The following is a 16,372-nucleotide window of genomic DNA, read 5'->3' as shown; positions in this document are numbered from 1 at the left end:
TGACGGAAGTTAGATTCGCGCTCCTCAGCGTCATCCTCGCGAACGCGAGGATCCAGAAAACAACGTACAAGCGGACTCCGTCCGCGAATCCCGGCACCGCGGGGCAAACCGCCCAATCCCCACCAACAAAAACGCCGGCTCCCCTCGCGGAGAACCGGCGTCGAGTGCCCCGAGCCCCGTCAGCCCAGGTTCTTGCCCAGCAGCGCGTGGTACAGCTCGCTGTCGCCGAGCACGCCCACTACGCGGTTCTGTTCCTGCAGCACCAGCTTGTGACCGGTCTGGTAGCGGATCTGCAGCGCGTCGCGCATGCGGATGTTGACGTCCACCAGGGTCGGCTCGTGCTTGAGCTTCTCCACCGCGTCGCCCGGCTGCCACTGCTGCAGGTCGATGATGTTGCTGCCCAGGCGCGCGCCCTTGATCTGGTTGGTCTCGGTCAGGCCGAGCCAGCAGTCGCGGCCCTGGTCGAAGCACACTTCGTCGGCCTGGCGGCGGCACTGGTCCAGGCCCCGCATCAGGCTGGAGCCGCACAGCACGTTGAGCGGGTTGGTGTGCGCAACGAAGGTCCGCACGTAGTCGTCCGCCGGGCTGAGCACGATTTCCTCGGGCTTGCCGTGCTGGATGATGCGGCCGTCCTTCATGATCGCGATGCGCGTACCGATCTTCAGCGCCTCGTCCAGGTCGTGGCTGACGAAGACGATGGTCTTGTGCAGCTGGCGTTGCAGCACCAGCAGTTCATCCTGCAGCTGCTGGCGAATCAGCGGGTCCAGTGCGGAGAAGGGTTCGTCCATCAGCAGGATGTCGCCATCCATCGCCAGCGCGCGGGCCAGGCCGACGCGCTGCTGCATGCCGCCGGACAGCGAGTCCGGACGCTTGTCGCGCCATTGCGACAGGCCGACCAGCTCCAGCTTCTCGTCGATCACCTTCTTGCGCTCGTTCGCCGGGCGGCCCTGCATCTCCAGGCCGAAACCGATGTTCTCGGCCACGGTCAGCCAGGGCATCAGGGCGAACTTCTGGAACACCATGGCGATACGCTTGGTGCGCATGGTCTTGAGCGTTGCCGGCGAGCAGTTGGCGATGTCCACCTGCTGACCTTCGTGCTCGATCAGCAGCTTGCCGCGGCTGACCCGGTTGAGGCCGTTGATGCAGCGCAGCAGGCTGGACTTGCCCGAGCCGGAGAGCCCCATCATCACGCAGATTTCGCCGCGGTTGACGTCGAGGTTGGCGTTCTCCACCCCCAGTACCTGGCCGGTGCGCTTGAGGATTTCCTCGCGGCCCATGCCCTGGTCCAGCAGCTTGATGGCTTCCTTGGTGTGGGTGCCGAAAATCACATCCACGTTCTTGAATTGAATCGCCGACATAGTGCTTACCTCCCCCGCAGCGAACGTTGCTTGCACACCCGGTCGAGCAGGATGGCGAGCAGTACGATGGCCAGACCGGCCTCGAAGCCGAGGGAAATATCCGCCGTGTTGAGTGCGTTGACCACCGGCTTGCCGAGGCCATCAGCACCCACCAGCGCGGCGATAACCACCATCGACAGCGACAACATGATGCATTGCGTGATCCCGGCGCCGATGCTCGGCATGGCGTGGGGCAGTTCGATACGGGTCAGCAGCTGCCAGCGCGAGCAACCGAAGGCCTTGCCGGCGTCCATCAGTTCCGCCGGCACGTCCTGGATACCCAGGCAGGTCAGGCGGATGGGCGCGGCGATGGCGAAGATCACCGTGGAGATCAGGCCCGGCACCACACCCAGGCCGAACAGGGTCAGGGTCGGGATCAGGTAGACGAAGGTGGGTACCGTCTGCATCAGGTCCAGCAGCGGCCTGAGCGCGGTGTAGAACCAGGGTTTGTGCGCCGCCAGGATGCCCAGCGGTACACCGACGGCGATACACACGACCGTAGCGAAGATCACCTGCGCCAGGGTCTCCATGGTCTCCTGCCAGTACCCCAGGTTGAGGATCAGCAGCAGGGAGGCCAGGGCGAACGCCGCCAGCCCCCAACTGCGCTGGATGTAGAACACCAGGATGACCATCAGCGCAATCAGGGCCAGCGGGTTGAACCAGAGCAGGCTGTTGGTGACAGCGTGGATCAGGAACTCAAGGGTGTCGGAAATCTTGTCGAAAAAAGCGGCGCCATGCTGGGTAAGCCACTCGACGAAGGCGGCGATGTGTTCACCCAGCGGGAGCTTGTGGTCAGTCAGAAACATAATGCGGGCCCATCAGAAGCTTGAGGAATCGTCCAACGGCAATGACTTCGGCACTTATTTCGCGAATGCCACCTTGGCTGCCGCCAAGGCTGGTTTGCCGTCACGGGTGGTCACGCCGGCGAGCCAGGCGTCGAGCAGTTCCGGATGGTCCTTCAACCAGGCTTTTGCCGCCTCTTCGGGCTTCTTGCCTCCGTTGAGCACGGCGTCCATGAGTTTGTTTTCCATCTCCAGGGTGAAGGTCAGGTTGGTCAGCAGCTTGCCGACGTTGGAACACTCCTGAACGTACCCCTTGCGCACGTTGGTATAGATGGTCGCGCCGCCGTAGTTGGGGCCGAACACGTCATCGCCACCTTCGAGGTACTTCATCTTGAAGCGGGTGTTCATCGGGTGCGGTTCCCAACCCAGGAACACGATCCACTGGTTGCGGCGGTCGGCACGTCCGACCTGCGAGAGCATGCCGGCCTCGCTGGATTCCACCAGCTTGAACTTGCCCAGGTTGAACATGTTCTTGTCGAGCATGCCCTGGACCAGGCGGTTGCCGTCGTTGCCCGGCTCGATCCCGTAGATCTTGTTGTCGAGCTTGTCGGCGAACTTGGCGATGTCGGCGAAGGTCTTCAGGCCGCCGTCATAGGCCGCCTGGGTGACCGCCAGGGTGTACTTGGCGCCTTCGAGGTTGGCCCGCACGGTTTCCACCGAGCCGTTGTCGGCGTAGGGCTTGATGTCGTTGGCCATGCTCGGCATCCAGTTGCCGAGGAACACGTCCATGTCCTTGTTCGCCAGCGACTTGTAGGTCACCGGCACGGAGACCATGGTCACCTTGGTCTTGTAGCCAAGCGATTCGAGCACCTGGCGGGTAGTCGCCGTGGTCACGGTGATGTCGGTCCAGCCGACGTCGGAGAAACGAACCGTGCCGCACGACTCAGGTTCAGCGGCCTGAACCGCCAGCGGCGCGCAAACGGACACAGCCAGCAGCAAAGACTTGCAACCTTTCATGGACGTACTCCTCTGCGGGGTTGGGCGCCGGCGCTACCCGCAGTGGGCGCGGCGGTCTCTTGTTGTAAGAAGGGCCGTGATCTGCGCCCTTTTTCGTCATTTCGTGATCGATCATGGAACAGGAAAAATTCGCCGCATACCGGGTGCGTCGCAACCAGTGCAGGCGAAGTCGCATTCAGCACCAGGCATGTCGCATCCAATTCAAAGGCCCGGTCCAGGCGACCTGCAAGGGTCGCGATCAGTCCTTCGCGAGGGACTTCGAACCCTCCGCCGCACCGCCGGAAGCGCTCGGTGCGACACCCTGCAACCACATGTCCTGCACCTGCGGATTGGCCTTGAGCCAGCTCTTGGCGGCCTGCCGCGGATTGCGTCGCTCGTTGAGCACCGCATCCATCAGCTGGTTCTCCATCGCCAGGTCGAATTTCAGGTTCTTCAGCAGCCGCGCGACATTCGGGCACTCCTGAAGATAGCCTGCCCTGACGTTTGTGAAGACCGTGGCGCCGCCATAATTCGGCCCGAAGTAGGCATCGCCGCCGTCCAGGTACTTCATCTGAAGACGCGTATTCATCGGGTGAGGTTCCCAACCCAGGAACACGATCGGCTGCTTCAGCGCCCCGGCGCGCTTCACGTAGGCCAGCATGTCGGCCTCGCTGGACTCCACCAGCTTGAAGTCGCCCAGGCCAAAGGCCTTTTCGTTGATCATCTTCTTGATCAGCTGGTTGCCGTCGTTGCCCGGCTCGATGCCGTAGATGCGGCCGCCCAGCTGCTCCTTGAACTTCGCGATGTCGGCGAAGCTCTTCAGGCCCGCGTCATAGGCGTACTGCGGCACCGCCAGGGTGTACTTGGCGCCTTCGAGGTTGGCCCGCACGGTTTCCACCGTGCCCTTGTCGGCGAAGGGCTTGATGTCGTTCGCCATGCTCGGCATCCAGTTGCCGAGAAACACGTCGATCTTGCCCTGCGCCATGGCCTTGTAGGTGTCCGGCACGGACATCCGCTCGACCTTGGTGCGGTAGCCCTGGTGAGCGAGCACCAGGCGGGTGACCGCGGTGGTGACGGTGATATCGGTCCAGCCCACGTCGGCGAAACGCACGACGGCACAGGATTCCGGTTCGGCCGAGCGGGCAACGCCCGGCAGTACCACGGATAACGCCAACAGCGACGACACAAGACTCTTCATGAGACCAGCCTCTGACTGCGGGAAAGGGGGCGCGCACGGTCCGATACCGTTCGTCGGGTACGGATCATGGAGCAAGGCGGATTCCCGCGCCTATCGACCAATCGACGTCCGGCCCCTGGATGTCGTGTCCAGACATGACCTCGTCGTCGACGGAACACCAGCGCCGGCGTTACCGCGGCCGCGCCGTGCCGCACGGCGTGCACGGCGCTTTTGGATATGGCCAAGTCGGTGCCGGAAGGGGCCGTGCCGGCGCTTGGGTCGATGATGACGGCGCAACGCGGGCACAGGGACGTGCCCCCGCCCCCACCCTCGCAGGATGCAGCCCGCTCGGAGTTCGGCATGGCAATCAGTGTGTTCGACCTGTTCAAGATCGGTATCGGCCCTTCCAGCTCGCATACCGTAGGCCCCATGCGCGCCGCCGCGCTGTTCGTCGGCACCCTGGGCGAGCGCCGGCTGCTCGAACGCACCCGCCGTGTGGAAGTCCGCCTATACGGCTCGCTGTCGGCCACCGGCGTCGGCCACGGCACCGACCGCGCGACCATCATGGGCCTGATGGGCGAATGGCCCGATCGCATCGACCCGCAGCAGATCGAGCCCCGCATGGCAGCCCTGCGCGAATCCGGCGAACTGCTGCTGGCCGGCAAGCACGCAGTGCCCTTCGACTGGGTGCGCGACATGCGCCTGCTCGACGAGAACCTGCCCTACCACCCCAACGCCATGCGCCTGACCGCGTTCGACGACGGCGGCGAGCTGCACAGCGATACCTATTACTCCATCGGCGGCGGCTTCGTCGTCGACGAAGAGCAGGCCGCCTCCGGCAGCCTCGACACCGACAACACCGTCCTGCCCTACGACTTCTCCAGCGCCGCCGAACTGCTCACCCTGTGCCGCCGCCACAACCTGCGCGTGTCCGAGCTGATGATGGCCAACGAGCGCATGTGGCGCAGCGAAACCGACATCCGCGAAGGCCTCAAGGTCATCTGGCAGGCCATGCGCGACTGCGTGAACAGCGGCCTCAACCAGGAAGGCATCCTCCCCGGTGGCCTCAACGTGCAGCGCCGCGCCGCACGCCTGCACCGCAGCCTGCTGGAAATCGGCAAACCCAACGTCATCGGCTCGACCCTCTCCGCCATGGAATGGGTCAACCTCTTCGCCCTGGCGGTGAACGAGGAAAACGCCGCCGGCGGGCGCATGGTCACCGCGCCCACCAACGGCGCGGCGGGGATCATCCCGGCGGTGCTCCACTACTATATGCGCTTCAATCCCGACGCCAGCGATGACGACGTCACCAACTACTTCCTGGCGGCCGCCGCCGTCGGCATCCTGTGCAAGAAGAACGCCTCCATCTCCGGCGCCGAAGTGGGCTGCCAGGGTGAAGTCGGCTCCGCCTGTGCCATGGCCGCCGCCGGCCTCGCCGAAGTCCTCGGCGCCAGCCCCGAGCAGGTGGAGAACGCCGCCGAGATCGGCCTGGAACACAACCTCGGTCTGACCTGCGACCCGGTCGGCGGCCTGGTCCAGGTGCCCTGCATCGAGCGCAACGCCATTGCGGCGGTGAAAGCCATCAACGCCGCGCAAATGGCCCTGCGCGGTGACGGCCAGCACTTCATCAGCCTCGACCAGGTGATCCGCACCATGCGCGACACCGGTGCCGACATGCACGACAAGTACAAGGAAACCTCCCGCGGCGGCCTGGCCGTCAGCAGCATCGAGTGCTGATCCCAAAATCGACCACCCGGTCGTAAAAACGCCTCATTCTGGCGCAGCGGTACGCTCGTACTGATCTCCCAACGAGCGTTACCGTTTGGCGCAAAGCACCGCCGGCAACGTGACCGGCGAGTGCTACCGAAATCCCCAGGCCCCACCTCATGCGTATTTGCGACCTCCAGCGGGTCGCAATCCGCCCCGTCAAAAACGGCATTTCCATGCCGTTTTCTTTTTTTATTGAACGCTCAATCAATGTAGGCATGGCATTTGCCTTGCTATACGTAGAGGAACAGCCAGGGGACCGCCCACGGCGGATTTCCCGACCAGAAAACAACAAGCATAAGAAACGCCTCCATAGAGGCGACTGTGACTAGCGTGAGGTGATCGAATGAACGCGTTCAACCCCGGAGTTCCCCCGCAAAACCGAGCTCCGCAGTCCATCGGCTTCCTGCTGTTGGACAACTTCACCCTGATCTCCCTGGCCTCGGCGGTGGAACCGCTGCGCATGGCCAACCAGCTATCCGGTCGCGAACTCTACCGCTGGCACACCCTGAGCCTCGACGGCCGCCAGGTCTGGGCCAGCGACGGCCTGCAGATCACCCCCGACGCCTCCTGCGACAGTGCCCCGCAGATGGACACCCTGATCGTGGTCGGCGGCGTCGGTATCCAGCGCAGCGTCACCCGCGAACACGTCACCTTCCTCCAGGCCCAGGCCCGCCACGGCCGCAAGCTGGGCGCCGTGTGCACCGGAAGCTGGGCCCTGGCCCGCGCCGGCCTGCTCGACGGCTACGACTGCTCCGTGCACTGGGAATGCCTGGCCGCCATGCAGGAAGCCTTCCCCCGCGTGGCCATGAGCACCCGCCTGTTCTCCATCGACCGCAACCGCTTCACCTCCTCCGGCGGCACCGCGCCGATGGACATGGTGCTGCACCTGATCGGTCGCGAGCATGGCCGCGAGCTTTCCGCCGCCATCTCCGAGATGTTCATCTACGAACGCATCCGCAACGAACAGGACCACCAGCGCGTGCCGCTCAAGCACATGCTCGGCACCAACCAGCCGAAGCTGCAGGAAATCGTCGCGCTGATGGAAGCCAACCTCGAAGAGCCCATCGACCTCGACGAACTGGCCGTCTACGTCAACGTCTCGCGCCGCCAGCTCGAGCGCCTGTTCCAGAAGTACCTGCACTGCTCGCCGTCGCGCTACTACCTGAAGCTGCGCCTGATCCGTGCGCGCCAGCTGCTCAAGCAGACCTCCATGTCGATCATCGAAGTCGCCTCGGTCTGCGGCTTCGTCTCCACCCCGCACTTCTCCAAGTGCTACCGCGAATACTTCGGCATCCCGCCGCGCGACGAGCGCCAGGGCCAGCCGATCGGGCAGCCGGTCATGGTCATGCCGATCCCGCAGGACCTGGCGCTGATGCCCAACTCCTCGGCCATCTCCGCCCTCAGCCAGGCCCAGGGCGAATCCACCTTCGCCAGCGTACGCGTGCTCTGAGTACCACCGGCTAACGCCTGGGTAACCCCTCACACCGAACAGCTCCCTCTCCCTTCGGGAGAGGGTTGGGGTGAGGGCCGCCCGTATGCAAGACGTCCCCTGTAGGAGCGGGCCATGCCCGCGATCGCGCCCATGGGGCGCTCCTACAGGCCAACTCCGCTGCGCCTATCGCCCCTCCGACTCCATCAACCGCGCCGCATCCACCACCCGCATCCACAGCCGTCCCTGCCAATCCAGCACCGCCACCTCCTGCCCCTGCATCTGCCGGAACTGATGGCGCGGCAACAGCGCATTGTGCTGCTCCGCCTCGCGCAACACCGGCACCACCTCATTGCTCAGCCACTGCCGCAGGCTGCGGTTCTCCGGGTGATAGAAGTGCAGCATCAGCAACGCATACACACCGCTCTCGCTCACCAGCAGCTCATCCTCCTCCGCGCCCGCCAGCCGCTCCCAGCGCGACTGGTCCGGGTCCAGCTTCTGCGCCACGCGCGGGCCCAGGTGGCTGGCCGTGAGCTTGGCCAGATCGCGCAGGACGAACCACGCCTGCTGATCGATCAGCACGCCGCGCAGCCGCCGGCTGTAACGTACGAAGGAATGGGTTGTCAGGCCGTCAGCGGCCGGGGAAGACGTCGAAGTGTTCATGCCGTAGCTCCTTGCTCATGAAAGAAGCCGCCGCCCGAAACATCCGAAAAGGGAGGCGGACCGTGCAAGGGTGGAAAACCGGAGAACTTACGAAAGAAGACCGGCCGGACTGAAGTCCGCCTCACACGGTCCGCCATAGACAGCCAGAGCTAATTCCGTCCAGTTCCGAACGGAATCATCCCTGCTATGGCGTTCGTAAGTTCTAAACAGGTTTCCACACCTGACCACGCCGAAACGTGGTGCCAGGAACGCTACGCAGAGGGCTTGTAAGACCGCAACGCCGGGGCAGTGTAGGGCGTTTCCCGAATCATCCAAGGCAACAAGCCGAGACCGGAAAGGATTTGGCACGCCGGGAGAACCCCGTCTCAGCAGAACACCGAATGCCCTTGTAGGAGCGGGCCATGCCCGCGATCGCGCCCATGGGGCGCTCCTACAGGTCAGCTCCGCGCTTGATCCCGTAGAAGCGGACCTTGTCCGCGAAATCCATCGCGGAAGAATTCTTGGCCAAAGGAGATTGCCGCCGCGTGGCGCCCGCTCCTACAGACCAACACCGCCACCTACAGCGCCAGGCTCAACTGCCACGACACCCCGAACCTGTCGCTCACCCAGCCAAAGCGCCGGCTGAACCCATAGTCCCCCAGCGGCATATACACCCGCCCGCCCTCGGCCAGCACATCGAAGATCCGATCCAGCACATCCTGCGAATCGAACTCCACGAAGATCGAACTGGACGGCGTGAAATCGAAGTCATGCTTCACCGGGCTGTCGGAGCACATGAACGCCTGCCCGCACACCTGAAAGCGCGCCACCTTGATCGTCCCTTCCGGCCCCGGCTCACCGGCGGCGTAACGCTCCACGTGCAGCACGCGAGAGTCGGGGAAGGTGGCGAGATAGAGGTCCAACGCCGACTGCGCGACGCCGCCCTGGAACATGAGGAAGGGGGTGGCTTGGGTCATGACGGCTCTCCTTCAGTTGAAGGGGGCAGTCTAGGTCACCCCGCGATGGGCGCAGAAAGACGTGATAAGCGGGGATGGAAACAGCCAGGAGGAATTCCCGGTAGGCCGTTTGCGAAACGATGCGTTTGCCATCGGTCCACTACTTCAGAGAGTCCTTCATGAGTTGCAGTCTCTCGACAATCCCCTGGCTGGCACCCGGTCCAGCCGCCAGGTCGCATTCATCCCAAGGCACCACCCTGCCGTCCACTTCATCGACCATCATGGGGCGCAGCGGCCTTCCTGAAGCCCTGTCCACAACCTGTACGGCGATCTCATCCGAGACGAAGTGCTGATTGCCCCAGGCAATCAATGCATAAAGCACTACCTGGAGATCCCTCCCTTTTCCGGTCGGGATGTACTCATGTCGGAGCGGTTTGACGCAGTAGGCGCGGCGCTCCAGCAGCCCGGCCTCCACGAGCGCGTTGAGCCTGCGGGTCAGCATGTTGGGAGCGATGTTCAGGCTCCTGGAGAACTCGTCGAACCGGGACACCCCCTGCAGCGCATCGCGCATGATCAGCAGGCTCCACCATTCGCCAACCTGCTCCAGGCTGAGGGCGATCGGGCATAGGGAGTCAGAGAGGGTCTTACGCTGCATAGGCATCGCTCATGGTTGTCCGGAAAAAATCCGCTCCGGATGTGACTTTCATTATGATAGTAACTTCCTTTACCCAGGTATTTAACCGCAAAGGAGCGAAGCCTTCATGAGAAAGCGTGTCGTCGTTACCGGAATGGGGGCGGTTACACCGCTCGGTCGGGGTGTTGAGCTCGTATGGGAGCGGCTGCTGGCGGGTGCCTCGGGTATTCGCGCGCTGCCAGAAGAGCTGATCGGCGACCTGGCCGTGCGCATCGGCGGTCAGGTCCCCGGGCTTGAGGCAGACCCTCTGGGCGGGTTTGACCCTGACAGCGTTCTTTCCCAGAAGGAGCAGCGCAAGGTCGATCGCTTCATCCTGTTCGCCTTGGCCGCGGCAGAAGACGCCCTGACCAAAGCCCGATGGGCACCGACCTCCGCCATCGAGCAGGAGCGTACTGCCACGATCATCGCCTCGGGCATCGGCGGCTTCCCGGCCATTGCGGACGCGGTGCGTACCACGGACAGCAAAGGCCCACGGCGTCTATCGCCCTTCACCATACCGTCCTTCCTCTGCAACCTCGCCGCCGGCCAGGTCTCCATTCGCCACCAGCTGAAAGGTCCCCTCGGGGCGCCGGTCACGGCCTGTGCCGCTGGCGTACAGGCCATTGGCGACGCTGCCCGCATGATCAGGTCCGGCGAAGTGGACGTCGCGCTGTGCGGGGGCGCGGAAGCCGCCATTCACAGAGTCAGCCTCGCGGGTTTTGCCGCCGCGCGAACCTTGGCGAGCGCCTTCAACGACGCCCCTGAAAAAGCCTCTCGCCCCTTCGATAGCGCGCGGGACGGCTTCGTCATGAGCGAGGGCGCGGGCCTTCTGGTGATCGAAGAACTCGAGCACGCCCTGGCACGAGGAGCCACGCCCATTGCAGAACTGATCGGCTATGGAACCAGCGCCGACGCCTACCACATCACCTCCGGGCCGGAAGATGGAGACGGGGCCCAACGGGCCATGCGCCAGGCACTGCAACAAGGAGGCGTCGCACCGGACCAGGTCGGCCACCTGAACGCACATGCCACGTCGACGCCTGTTGGCGACAACGCCGAGCTGGCGGCGATAAAGGCCGTCTTCGGAGAGACGTCGCCCGTCATCAGCGCCACCAAATCCTCCACGGGCCACCTGCTCGGCGCGGCGGGAGGGATCGAGGCCATCTTCACGGTGCTGGCACTGCGGGACCAGGTAGCACCACCGACACTGAACCTGGAGAGTGCCGATCCCTCCTCCGAGGGCTTGAACATCGCCCGCACAAGCACAGCGCTGGCGACCGAATACGCGCTGTCGAATGGGTTTGGTTTCGGCGGTGTAAATGCCAGCGTTCTGTTCAGGAAATGGCAGGGTGAATAACGGGCGTTAGCGGTCAGGTGGACGGTGGGGAGGAGAGTTTCGGCGGCTCGTCCGTGGGCACTTCTCCATCTCCGATCGGGAAATTGATCGGGGCGCTTGGACGGAACATGGAAATCGGCGCACAGGAGCGACCTCCCGTGCGCCCGATCAGGCTCAGGGCCTGGGCACCAGCGCCGGCAGCAGCTGGCGGGAGATCGCCTCGCGCACGGCGGGCAGCAGGGTGGCGTTGCCGACCAGCAGCTCTTCCACCAGGCGGCGCAGCGCCATGGAGCGCTCCGGGGTCAGCGCGCGCACGGCGTATTCGCAGGCTTGCTCCGCGGTCACGTCCGGCGGTACGGCAAAGCCCAGTGCCTGCAGGCGTTCACGGAAATCATCCTGGTCGATCAGGTCGGCGTGCATCATGGCAGTTCTCCTGGAGCGGCTTGGGTTTTCCCCGATTCTGGTAAGCCCGGCGAGGGGCGGCAAGCACCCGGCCGGCGGAATGTCCTCAACGGGCACGCGCAGGTCGCTTTCGGCTAACCGCACCGGCAACCCGACAGGCAGACTCCAATCCATGCACAACCCACATGCCTTGCCGGCCCGGGTTTTGAACACACTGAGAGCCCGTTCCCGGCTCGCTTTGTCCCCTGTCACGCGTCGGGCGTCCCAGGGGATTTTTTTTGCCCGCGCGACGGCCATCCCCGATGGCTAGACGCCCGTGCGGCAGTGCTGCCAGAAGGCTTCGAACCCCGGCGAAAGGAACTTGCAGCGCTGGCGCAGCATATAGAAGCGCCGCCGCAGCGGCGGCAGGCTGCTGCGCAGCTCCACCAGCGCACCCGACGCCAGCTGTTCCTCCACCACCCAGCGCGACAGGCAGCTGATCCCGAGCCCGGCGGCGACGCTGTGCTTGATCGCTTCGGAACTGCCCAGGTCCAGGCTGTCTTCCAGGTAGTGCAGGTGCCCCAGCAGGGCGTGGCTGACCTCCTCGCGCGTGCCCGAGCCCGGCTCGCGCAGCAGCCAGCGGGCGCGGCGCAACGCCTCGCGGGAGACCTGCGTGCGCGACGCCAGCGGATGCCCGGGCGCCGCCACCACGATGAGGCTGTCCTCCAGCCAGGGTTCCACCAAAAGGCCCGGCTCGTGGCAGGGACCTTCGATCAGGCCGATGTCCGCGGAAAACGCCACCACCTCGGCCACCGCCGCGCCGGTATTGCCGATGTGCGCGTTCACCCGGACGCCCGGCTGCACCTGGTCGAACGACGCCAGCAAGCGCGGCAGCACGTAGTTGCCGATGGTGCTGCTGGCGGCCACCGTGAGGCTCGCCTGGGGATTTTCGGACGCGGTGAACTGCTGTTCCAGCTGGGTCATGGCATCCAGCAGGCGTTGTGCCTGGGGCAGGAAGCGGCGGCCGACCTCGCTCAGTTGCAGGCGCTTGCCGACCCGGTCAAATAGCTGTGTGGAGAGTTGCGCTTCCAGCTCGTTGAGGGCCGCGCTGGTGGCCGACTGCGACAGCGAAATGGTTTCCGCCGCCGCCGTGGTGCTGCCGGTGCGGGCCACCGCACAGAAGATCTGGAGCTGGCGAAAGCTGAGGGCCATGGGCTTATCTACCTGTTTTTCAGGTATTTAATACAGGAACTATTCGTTTAACAAATTAAAACCCGGCACTTACCGTGCTCCCGTGACCTCACCTGAGGAGCGAAGGATGCACACCCTCACTGCCGGGATCCGACCACGGAACCGGAACCTGCTGTTCTGCCTGCCCCTGGGCGCCGCCCTTGCCTGCGCGGCGACCCTCCCCGGAATGCTCGCCTGGCCGTCCTGCAACGGCGTCTGCGTTCTGCTCCGACTCGTCCTGGTATGAAGGAGCCAACCGTATGAGCGATTTCCGGCAGCGCGGCGGCTTCGATCGCCGCCAGTTCCTCCAGGCCGCCCTACTCGCGGGCGCCGGCCTGGCCACCCAACCGCTGCAGGCGCTGGCGGCGAACCTCGCCCGGCAGCCCTTCGGCAATGGCGACCGGGAGTTGGTCGCCTATCCGCAGAAGCGCCCGCTGATGCGCATCACCACGCGCCCCCCGCACCTGGAGACGCCGTTCGAGGTGTTCAACGAAAGCCTGCTGACGCCCAACGACGCCTTCTTCGTACGCTACCACCTGGCGAACATCCCCACCCGCATCGACCCGGCCGCCTACCGCCTGCGCGTGCACGGCCAGGTGCGCCAGACGCTGGACCTCGACCTGGCGACGCTGAAGTCGCTGGGCGAGGCCGTGACCGTGGTCGCGATCAACCAGTGCTCCGGCAACAGCCGCGGCTACTTCGAGCCGCGCGTCTTCGGCGCCCAGCTGGGCCACGGCTCGATGGGCAACGCGCGCTGGGTCGGCCTGCCGTTGCGCACGCTGCTGAACCACGCCGGCGTGCTCGATGGCGCCCGCCAGGTCACCTTCCGGGGGCTGGACCAGCCGGTGCTGCCGGCTACCCCGAGCATGACCAAGGCCATCGACATCGAGCACGCGCTGAGCGCCGAGCCGCTGATCGCGTGGAGCATGAACGGCGAGGACCTGCCCCTGCTCAATGGCTATCCGCTGCGCCTGGTGCTGCCGGGTTACTTCGGCACCTACTGGATCAAGCACCTGAGCGAGATCGAGGTCATCGACCATGAGTTCGACGGCTTCTTCATGCAGAAGGCCTACCGGGTCCCCGACAACGACTGCCAGTGCCTGCCGGCCGGCAGCGCACTGACCGAAAGCCGTCCTATCGGCCGCCTGCCGGTGCGTTCGTTCGTGACCAGCCTGCGCGAGGGCCAGACCCTGCACCTCGGGCAGAACCAGGCCCTGCGCGGGATCGCCTTCGACGGCGGCAGCGGCATCCACAGCGTGGAAATCTCCGATGACGGCGGGCGCAGCTGGCTGCCCACGCGACTCGGCGAAAACCTCGGCAACTACTCGTTCCGCGAATGGCGCACCGAGTGGGCGCCGCGCCAGCGCGGGGTCGTTCACCTGCTGGTGCGCGCCCGCAATGCGCGGGGCGACACGCAGCCGGCGCAGCCGACCTGGAACCCCGGCGGCTATGCCCGCCACTCCATCGAATCACTGCCGCTGCACATCATCTAGAACAGGGAACGCCTGCTATGCCTGCAATCAGATTCCTGCTCGCGCTGACCTGCTCCGGCCTGCTGGCGGCAACGGCCGTCGGCGCCGAGCCGGTGAGCATCGAGTTGCCCAGGGAAACCGCGCGTCTCACGCCGTCGGACCTGCCCGGCTACGCCATCGCCAACCAGAAATGCACGATCTGCCATTCGGCGGACTACATCCAGCTGCAGCCGCCCGGCATGAGCGAAAGCCAGTGGCGCGGCGAAGTGGCGAAGATGCAGCACGCCTACGGCGCTCCGGTCGACGACCCGCAGGCCGATGCGATCGCGACCTATCTGGCCGACGCCTATTCCGGCAAGCCCCACGCACAGACCGTCGCCGCGCAGGCGGTGCCGGCCAGCCCGGCGAAACAGGATGCCCGCAGCCTGCTCGACGCCAACGGTTGCCTGGGCTGCCATGCGCTCGACCGCACGGTAGTGGGCCCGGCCTACCAGGCGGTGGCCGGGCGCTACCGGAACGATCCACAGGCGCTAAGGGGCGTGACCGAGCACATTCGCCAGGGCGGGGTCGGGCGCTGGGGGCAGATCCCGATGCCGCCCTTCCCGGCGCTGGACGATGCGCAATTGAAGACGCTAGCCGAGTTCATCCTCGGCCAGCCAGCGCCCTAGCGGAAGAAGCGTCGCAGCGACTGGTAGAGCGCCCGGTACAGGGCTTCCACCTCCTCCACGCCGCGAGCACGCAGGGCGCCGTGCACCAGGCCATGGCCGGGGAAGAACTCGCACTCGACTCCGGCCTCGCGCAAGGCCATGCAGTAGCGCTCACCGTCATCGCGCAGCGGGTCGAACTCGGCGACGGCGACGAACGCCGGCGGCAAGCCACGGAAATCGCCCGAGCGCAGTGGCAACGCCAGCGGATCACGCCAATCGCCGGCATGCGGCAGGTAGGCCGCCAGGCAGGCGTCGAGGTCCGCCCGCGACAACAGCGGCGCATCGGCACAGGACGTCCGCGAGGGTGTCTGGGCATCGCCCAGCGCGGGGTAGATCAGCAGTTGTCCACAGGGTAGCGGCTCGCCTGCCTCACGCAGGGCCAGGCACAGGGCGGCAGCAAGATTTCCGCCGGCGCTGTCGCCCATCACCAGCAGTCGTGACGTATCGACCGGTTCGCCCAAGGTGCCATTGCGCAGGCGCCGCCAGACGGCGAGGCAGTCATCCAGCGCGGCGGGGTACGGATGCTCCGGCGCCAGCCGATAGTCCACCGCCACTACCAGCGCGCCCAACTCGGCAGCCAGCTCGGCGGTGATGAACTCATGGGAGCCCAGGCCACCCAGCATCCAGCCGCCGCCGTGCAGGTAGAGCACGGTGGGCCAGCCGGTATCGGGAGGTAGACCGGCCGGACGGTACAGGCGTACGGCGGGCAGGCGGTCCAGGCACAGCTCGCTGATACGCAGGCCCGGCGGACGCGGCGGGGTGAAGTCGGCCGCCATGCGCTCGTATGCCGCGCGCTGGGCTGTGATGGAAGGGTCCTTCGCGGCATAGGACTGGGTCCTCGCAACGAAGGCTTGCATGGCGTCAGACAGCGGATAGCGCCGCGTCATCGGCGATCAACCCGGCAGGCCGATGGTGCGTCCGACGTAGTCCGGGCGCGGCAATCCGCGGTGTGCCTCGGCCAGCTGCAACACGCGCTCCAGCACCACGCCTTCGAAAGGTGCCGAGCGTGCGCCACCGTCGAGACTCACGTGCAGCAGCATCTGCTCGCTGGCGGCCAGGGCCAGGTCTTCGCCGGCGCGGTGCAGGCTGTGGAAGATGTGCAGGCGCTTGCGGTCGTGGGCGATCAGCTGGGTGCGTACTTCGACCTTCTCGCCTTCCTTCACTTCGTGCAGGTAGTTGAGGTGGACCTCAAGGGTGAACAGCGAGTCGTTCGTCGCGGCGCGGTGCTCGGCGTCGAGGCCCAGGTGGTCCATCAGGGCGTCGGTGGCGTAGCTGAACAGCAGCAGGTAGAAGGCGTCGCGCAGGTGGCCGTTGTAGTCGGTCCACTCGGCGAGGATGGGGGTTTCGTAGGTTTTCAGGGCGTGGGTCATGTTCGCGTCCGAAGAGCCCCTCTCCCCGGCCCTCTCCCTGAAGGGAGAGGGGGT

Annotated in this window: 16 protein-coding genes; 5 read left to right on the top strand and 11 right to left on the bottom strand. The window is 65.4% G+C overall.

All coding sequences use genetic code 11. The features are described from left to right. Positions 1 to 179 precede the first annotated feature (179 nt). The 4 genes from choV to J5M67_RS08865 all read right to left on the bottom strand — a co-directional run bounded on the left by choV (position 180) and on the right by J5M67_RS08865 (position 4,373). Positions 180 to 1,358 carry a choline ABC transporter ATP-binding protein gene (gene choV / locus J5M67_RS08880; RefSeq protein ID WP_207884930.1) on the bottom strand — a complete coding sequence of 393 codons (1,179 nt, stop codon included), beginning with the start codon at positions 1,356 to 1,358 and terminating at the stop codon, positions 180 to 182. 5 nt (positions 1,359 to 1,363) lie between these two features. Next, positions 1,364 to 2,203 (bottom strand): choline ABC transporter permease subunit, encoded by an 840-nt coding sequence (gene choW, locus J5M67_RS08875; protein ID WP_207884929.1) that lies wholly within the window; start codon positions 2,201 to 2,203, stop codon positions 1,364 to 1,366. A gap of 54 nt (positions 2,204 to 2,257) precedes the next feature. Continuing rightward, positions 2,258 to 3,196, bottom strand: a complete 939-nt coding sequence (locus J5M67_RS08870; protein ID WP_207884928.1) for a choline ABC transporter substrate-binding protein — start codon at positions 3,194 to 3,196, stop codon at positions 2,258 to 2,260. 238 nt (positions 3,197 to 3,434) lie between these two features. Next, positions 3,435 to 4,373, bottom strand: coding sequence for a choline ABC transporter substrate-binding protein (locus tag J5M67_RS08865; RefSeq protein WP_207884927.1), 939 nt, complete (start codon positions 4,371 to 4,373; stop codon positions 3,435 to 3,437). Between the two features lie 339 nt (positions 4,374 to 4,712). Between J5M67_RS08865 and J5M67_RS08860 the strand changes: the two genes are divergently transcribed. Then, complete coding sequence (locus J5M67_RS08860) at positions 4,713 to 6,089, top strand: L-serine ammonia-lyase (protein WP_207884926.1); 1,377 nt, start codon at positions 4,713 to 4,715, stop codon at positions 6,087 to 6,089. Positions 6,090 to 6,465: 376 nt separating this feature from the next. Continuing rightward, positions 6,466 to 7,572, top strand: coding sequence for a GlxA family transcriptional regulator (locus tag J5M67_RS08855; RefSeq protein ID WP_152227726.1), 1,107 nt, complete (start codon positions 6,466 to 6,468; stop codon positions 7,570 to 7,572). Positions 7,573 to 7,737: 165 nt separating this feature from the next. Here J5M67_RS08855 and J5M67_RS08850 read toward each other — a convergent pair whose 3' ends face one another. The 3 genes from J5M67_RS08850 to J5M67_RS08840 form a co-directional block, all read right to left on the bottom strand. Further along, positions 7,738 to 8,214: a Bro-N domain-containing protein gene (locus J5M67_RS08850; protein ID WP_207884925.1), complete on the bottom strand. Its 477-nt coding sequence runs from the start codon at positions 8,212 to 8,214 to the stop codon at positions 7,738 to 7,740. Between the two features lie 557 nt (positions 8,215 to 8,771). After that, positions 8,772 to 9,170 carry a VOC family protein gene (locus J5M67_RS08845; RefSeq protein ID WP_207884924.1) on the bottom strand — a complete coding sequence of 133 codons (399 nt, stop codon included), beginning with the start codon at positions 9,168 to 9,170 and terminating at the stop codon, positions 8,772 to 8,774. A gap of 139 nt (positions 9,171 to 9,309) precedes the next feature. Beyond that, on the bottom strand, positions 9,310 to 9,804 hold the full coding sequence (locus J5M67_RS08840; protein WP_207884923.1) for a helix-turn-helix domain-containing protein: 495 nt from the start codon (positions 9,802 to 9,804) through the stop codon (positions 9,310 to 9,312). A 106-nt stretch (positions 9,805 to 9,910) separates the two neighbouring features. Between J5M67_RS08840 and fabF the strand changes: the two genes are divergently transcribed. Beyond that, positions 9,911 to 11,179 (top strand): beta-ketoacyl-ACP synthase II, encoded by a 1,269-nt coding sequence (gene fabF / locus J5M67_RS08835; RefSeq protein WP_207884922.1) that lies wholly within the window; start codon positions 9,911 to 9,913, stop codon positions 11,177 to 11,179. 153 nt (positions 11,180 to 11,332) lie between these two features. On the opposite strand, the gene J5M67_RS08830 is transcribed toward fabF, so the two are convergent. Together J5M67_RS08830 and J5M67_RS08825 are read right to left on the bottom strand one after the other, a co-directional pair. Then, complete coding sequence (locus tag J5M67_RS08830; RefSeq protein WP_207884921.1) at positions 11,333 to 11,581, bottom strand: hypothetical protein; 249 nt, start codon at positions 11,579 to 11,581, stop codon at positions 11,333 to 11,335. 285 nt (positions 11,582 to 11,866) lie between these two features. Then, the gene (locus tag J5M67_RS08825) at positions 11,867 to 12,751 is read right to left on the bottom strand and encodes a LysR family transcriptional regulator (RefSeq protein WP_207884920.1); all 885 of its coding nucleotides are present in this window, start codon (positions 12,749 to 12,751) and stop codon (positions 11,867 to 11,869) included. 278 nt (positions 12,752 to 13,029) lie between these two features. Between J5M67_RS08825 and J5M67_RS08820 the strand changes: the two genes are divergently transcribed. Then, positions 13,030 to 14,262 (top strand): molybdopterin-dependent oxidoreductase, encoded by a 1,233-nt coding sequence (locus J5M67_RS08820; RefSeq protein WP_207884919.1) that lies wholly within the window; start codon positions 13,030 to 13,032, stop codon positions 14,260 to 14,262. 17 nt (positions 14,263 to 14,279) lie between these two features. After that, positions 14,280 to 14,909, top strand: a complete 630-nt coding sequence (locus tag J5M67_RS08815) for a c-type cytochrome (RefSeq protein ID WP_207884918.1) — start codon at positions 14,280 to 14,282, stop codon at positions 14,907 to 14,909. Here J5M67_RS08815 and J5M67_RS08810 read toward each other — a convergent pair. Both J5M67_RS08810 and J5M67_RS08805 read right to left on the bottom strand, forming a co-directional pair. Next, positions 14,906 to 15,835, bottom strand: coding sequence for an alpha/beta hydrolase (locus tag J5M67_RS08810; RefSeq protein WP_207884917.1), 930 nt, complete (start codon positions 15,833 to 15,835; stop codon positions 14,906 to 14,908). The two genes, J5M67_RS08815 and J5M67_RS08810, sit on opposite strands and share 4 nt — an antisense overlap. 6 nt (positions 15,836 to 15,841) lie before the next feature. After that, complete coding sequence (locus J5M67_RS08805) at positions 15,842 to 16,318, bottom strand: thioesterase family protein (protein ID WP_207884916.1); 477 nt, start codon at positions 16,316 to 16,318, stop codon at positions 15,842 to 15,844. Positions 16,319 to 16,372: the final 54 nt, after the last annotated feature.

It is taken from the genome of Pseudomonas sp. 30_B (assembly GCF_017491605.1).
In the GTDB taxonomy this organism is placed as follows: Bacteria; Pseudomonadota; Gammaproteobacteria; order Pseudomonadales; family Pseudomonadaceae; genus Pseudomonas.
This window is presented reverse-complemented; position numbering and strand designations above follow the sequence as displayed.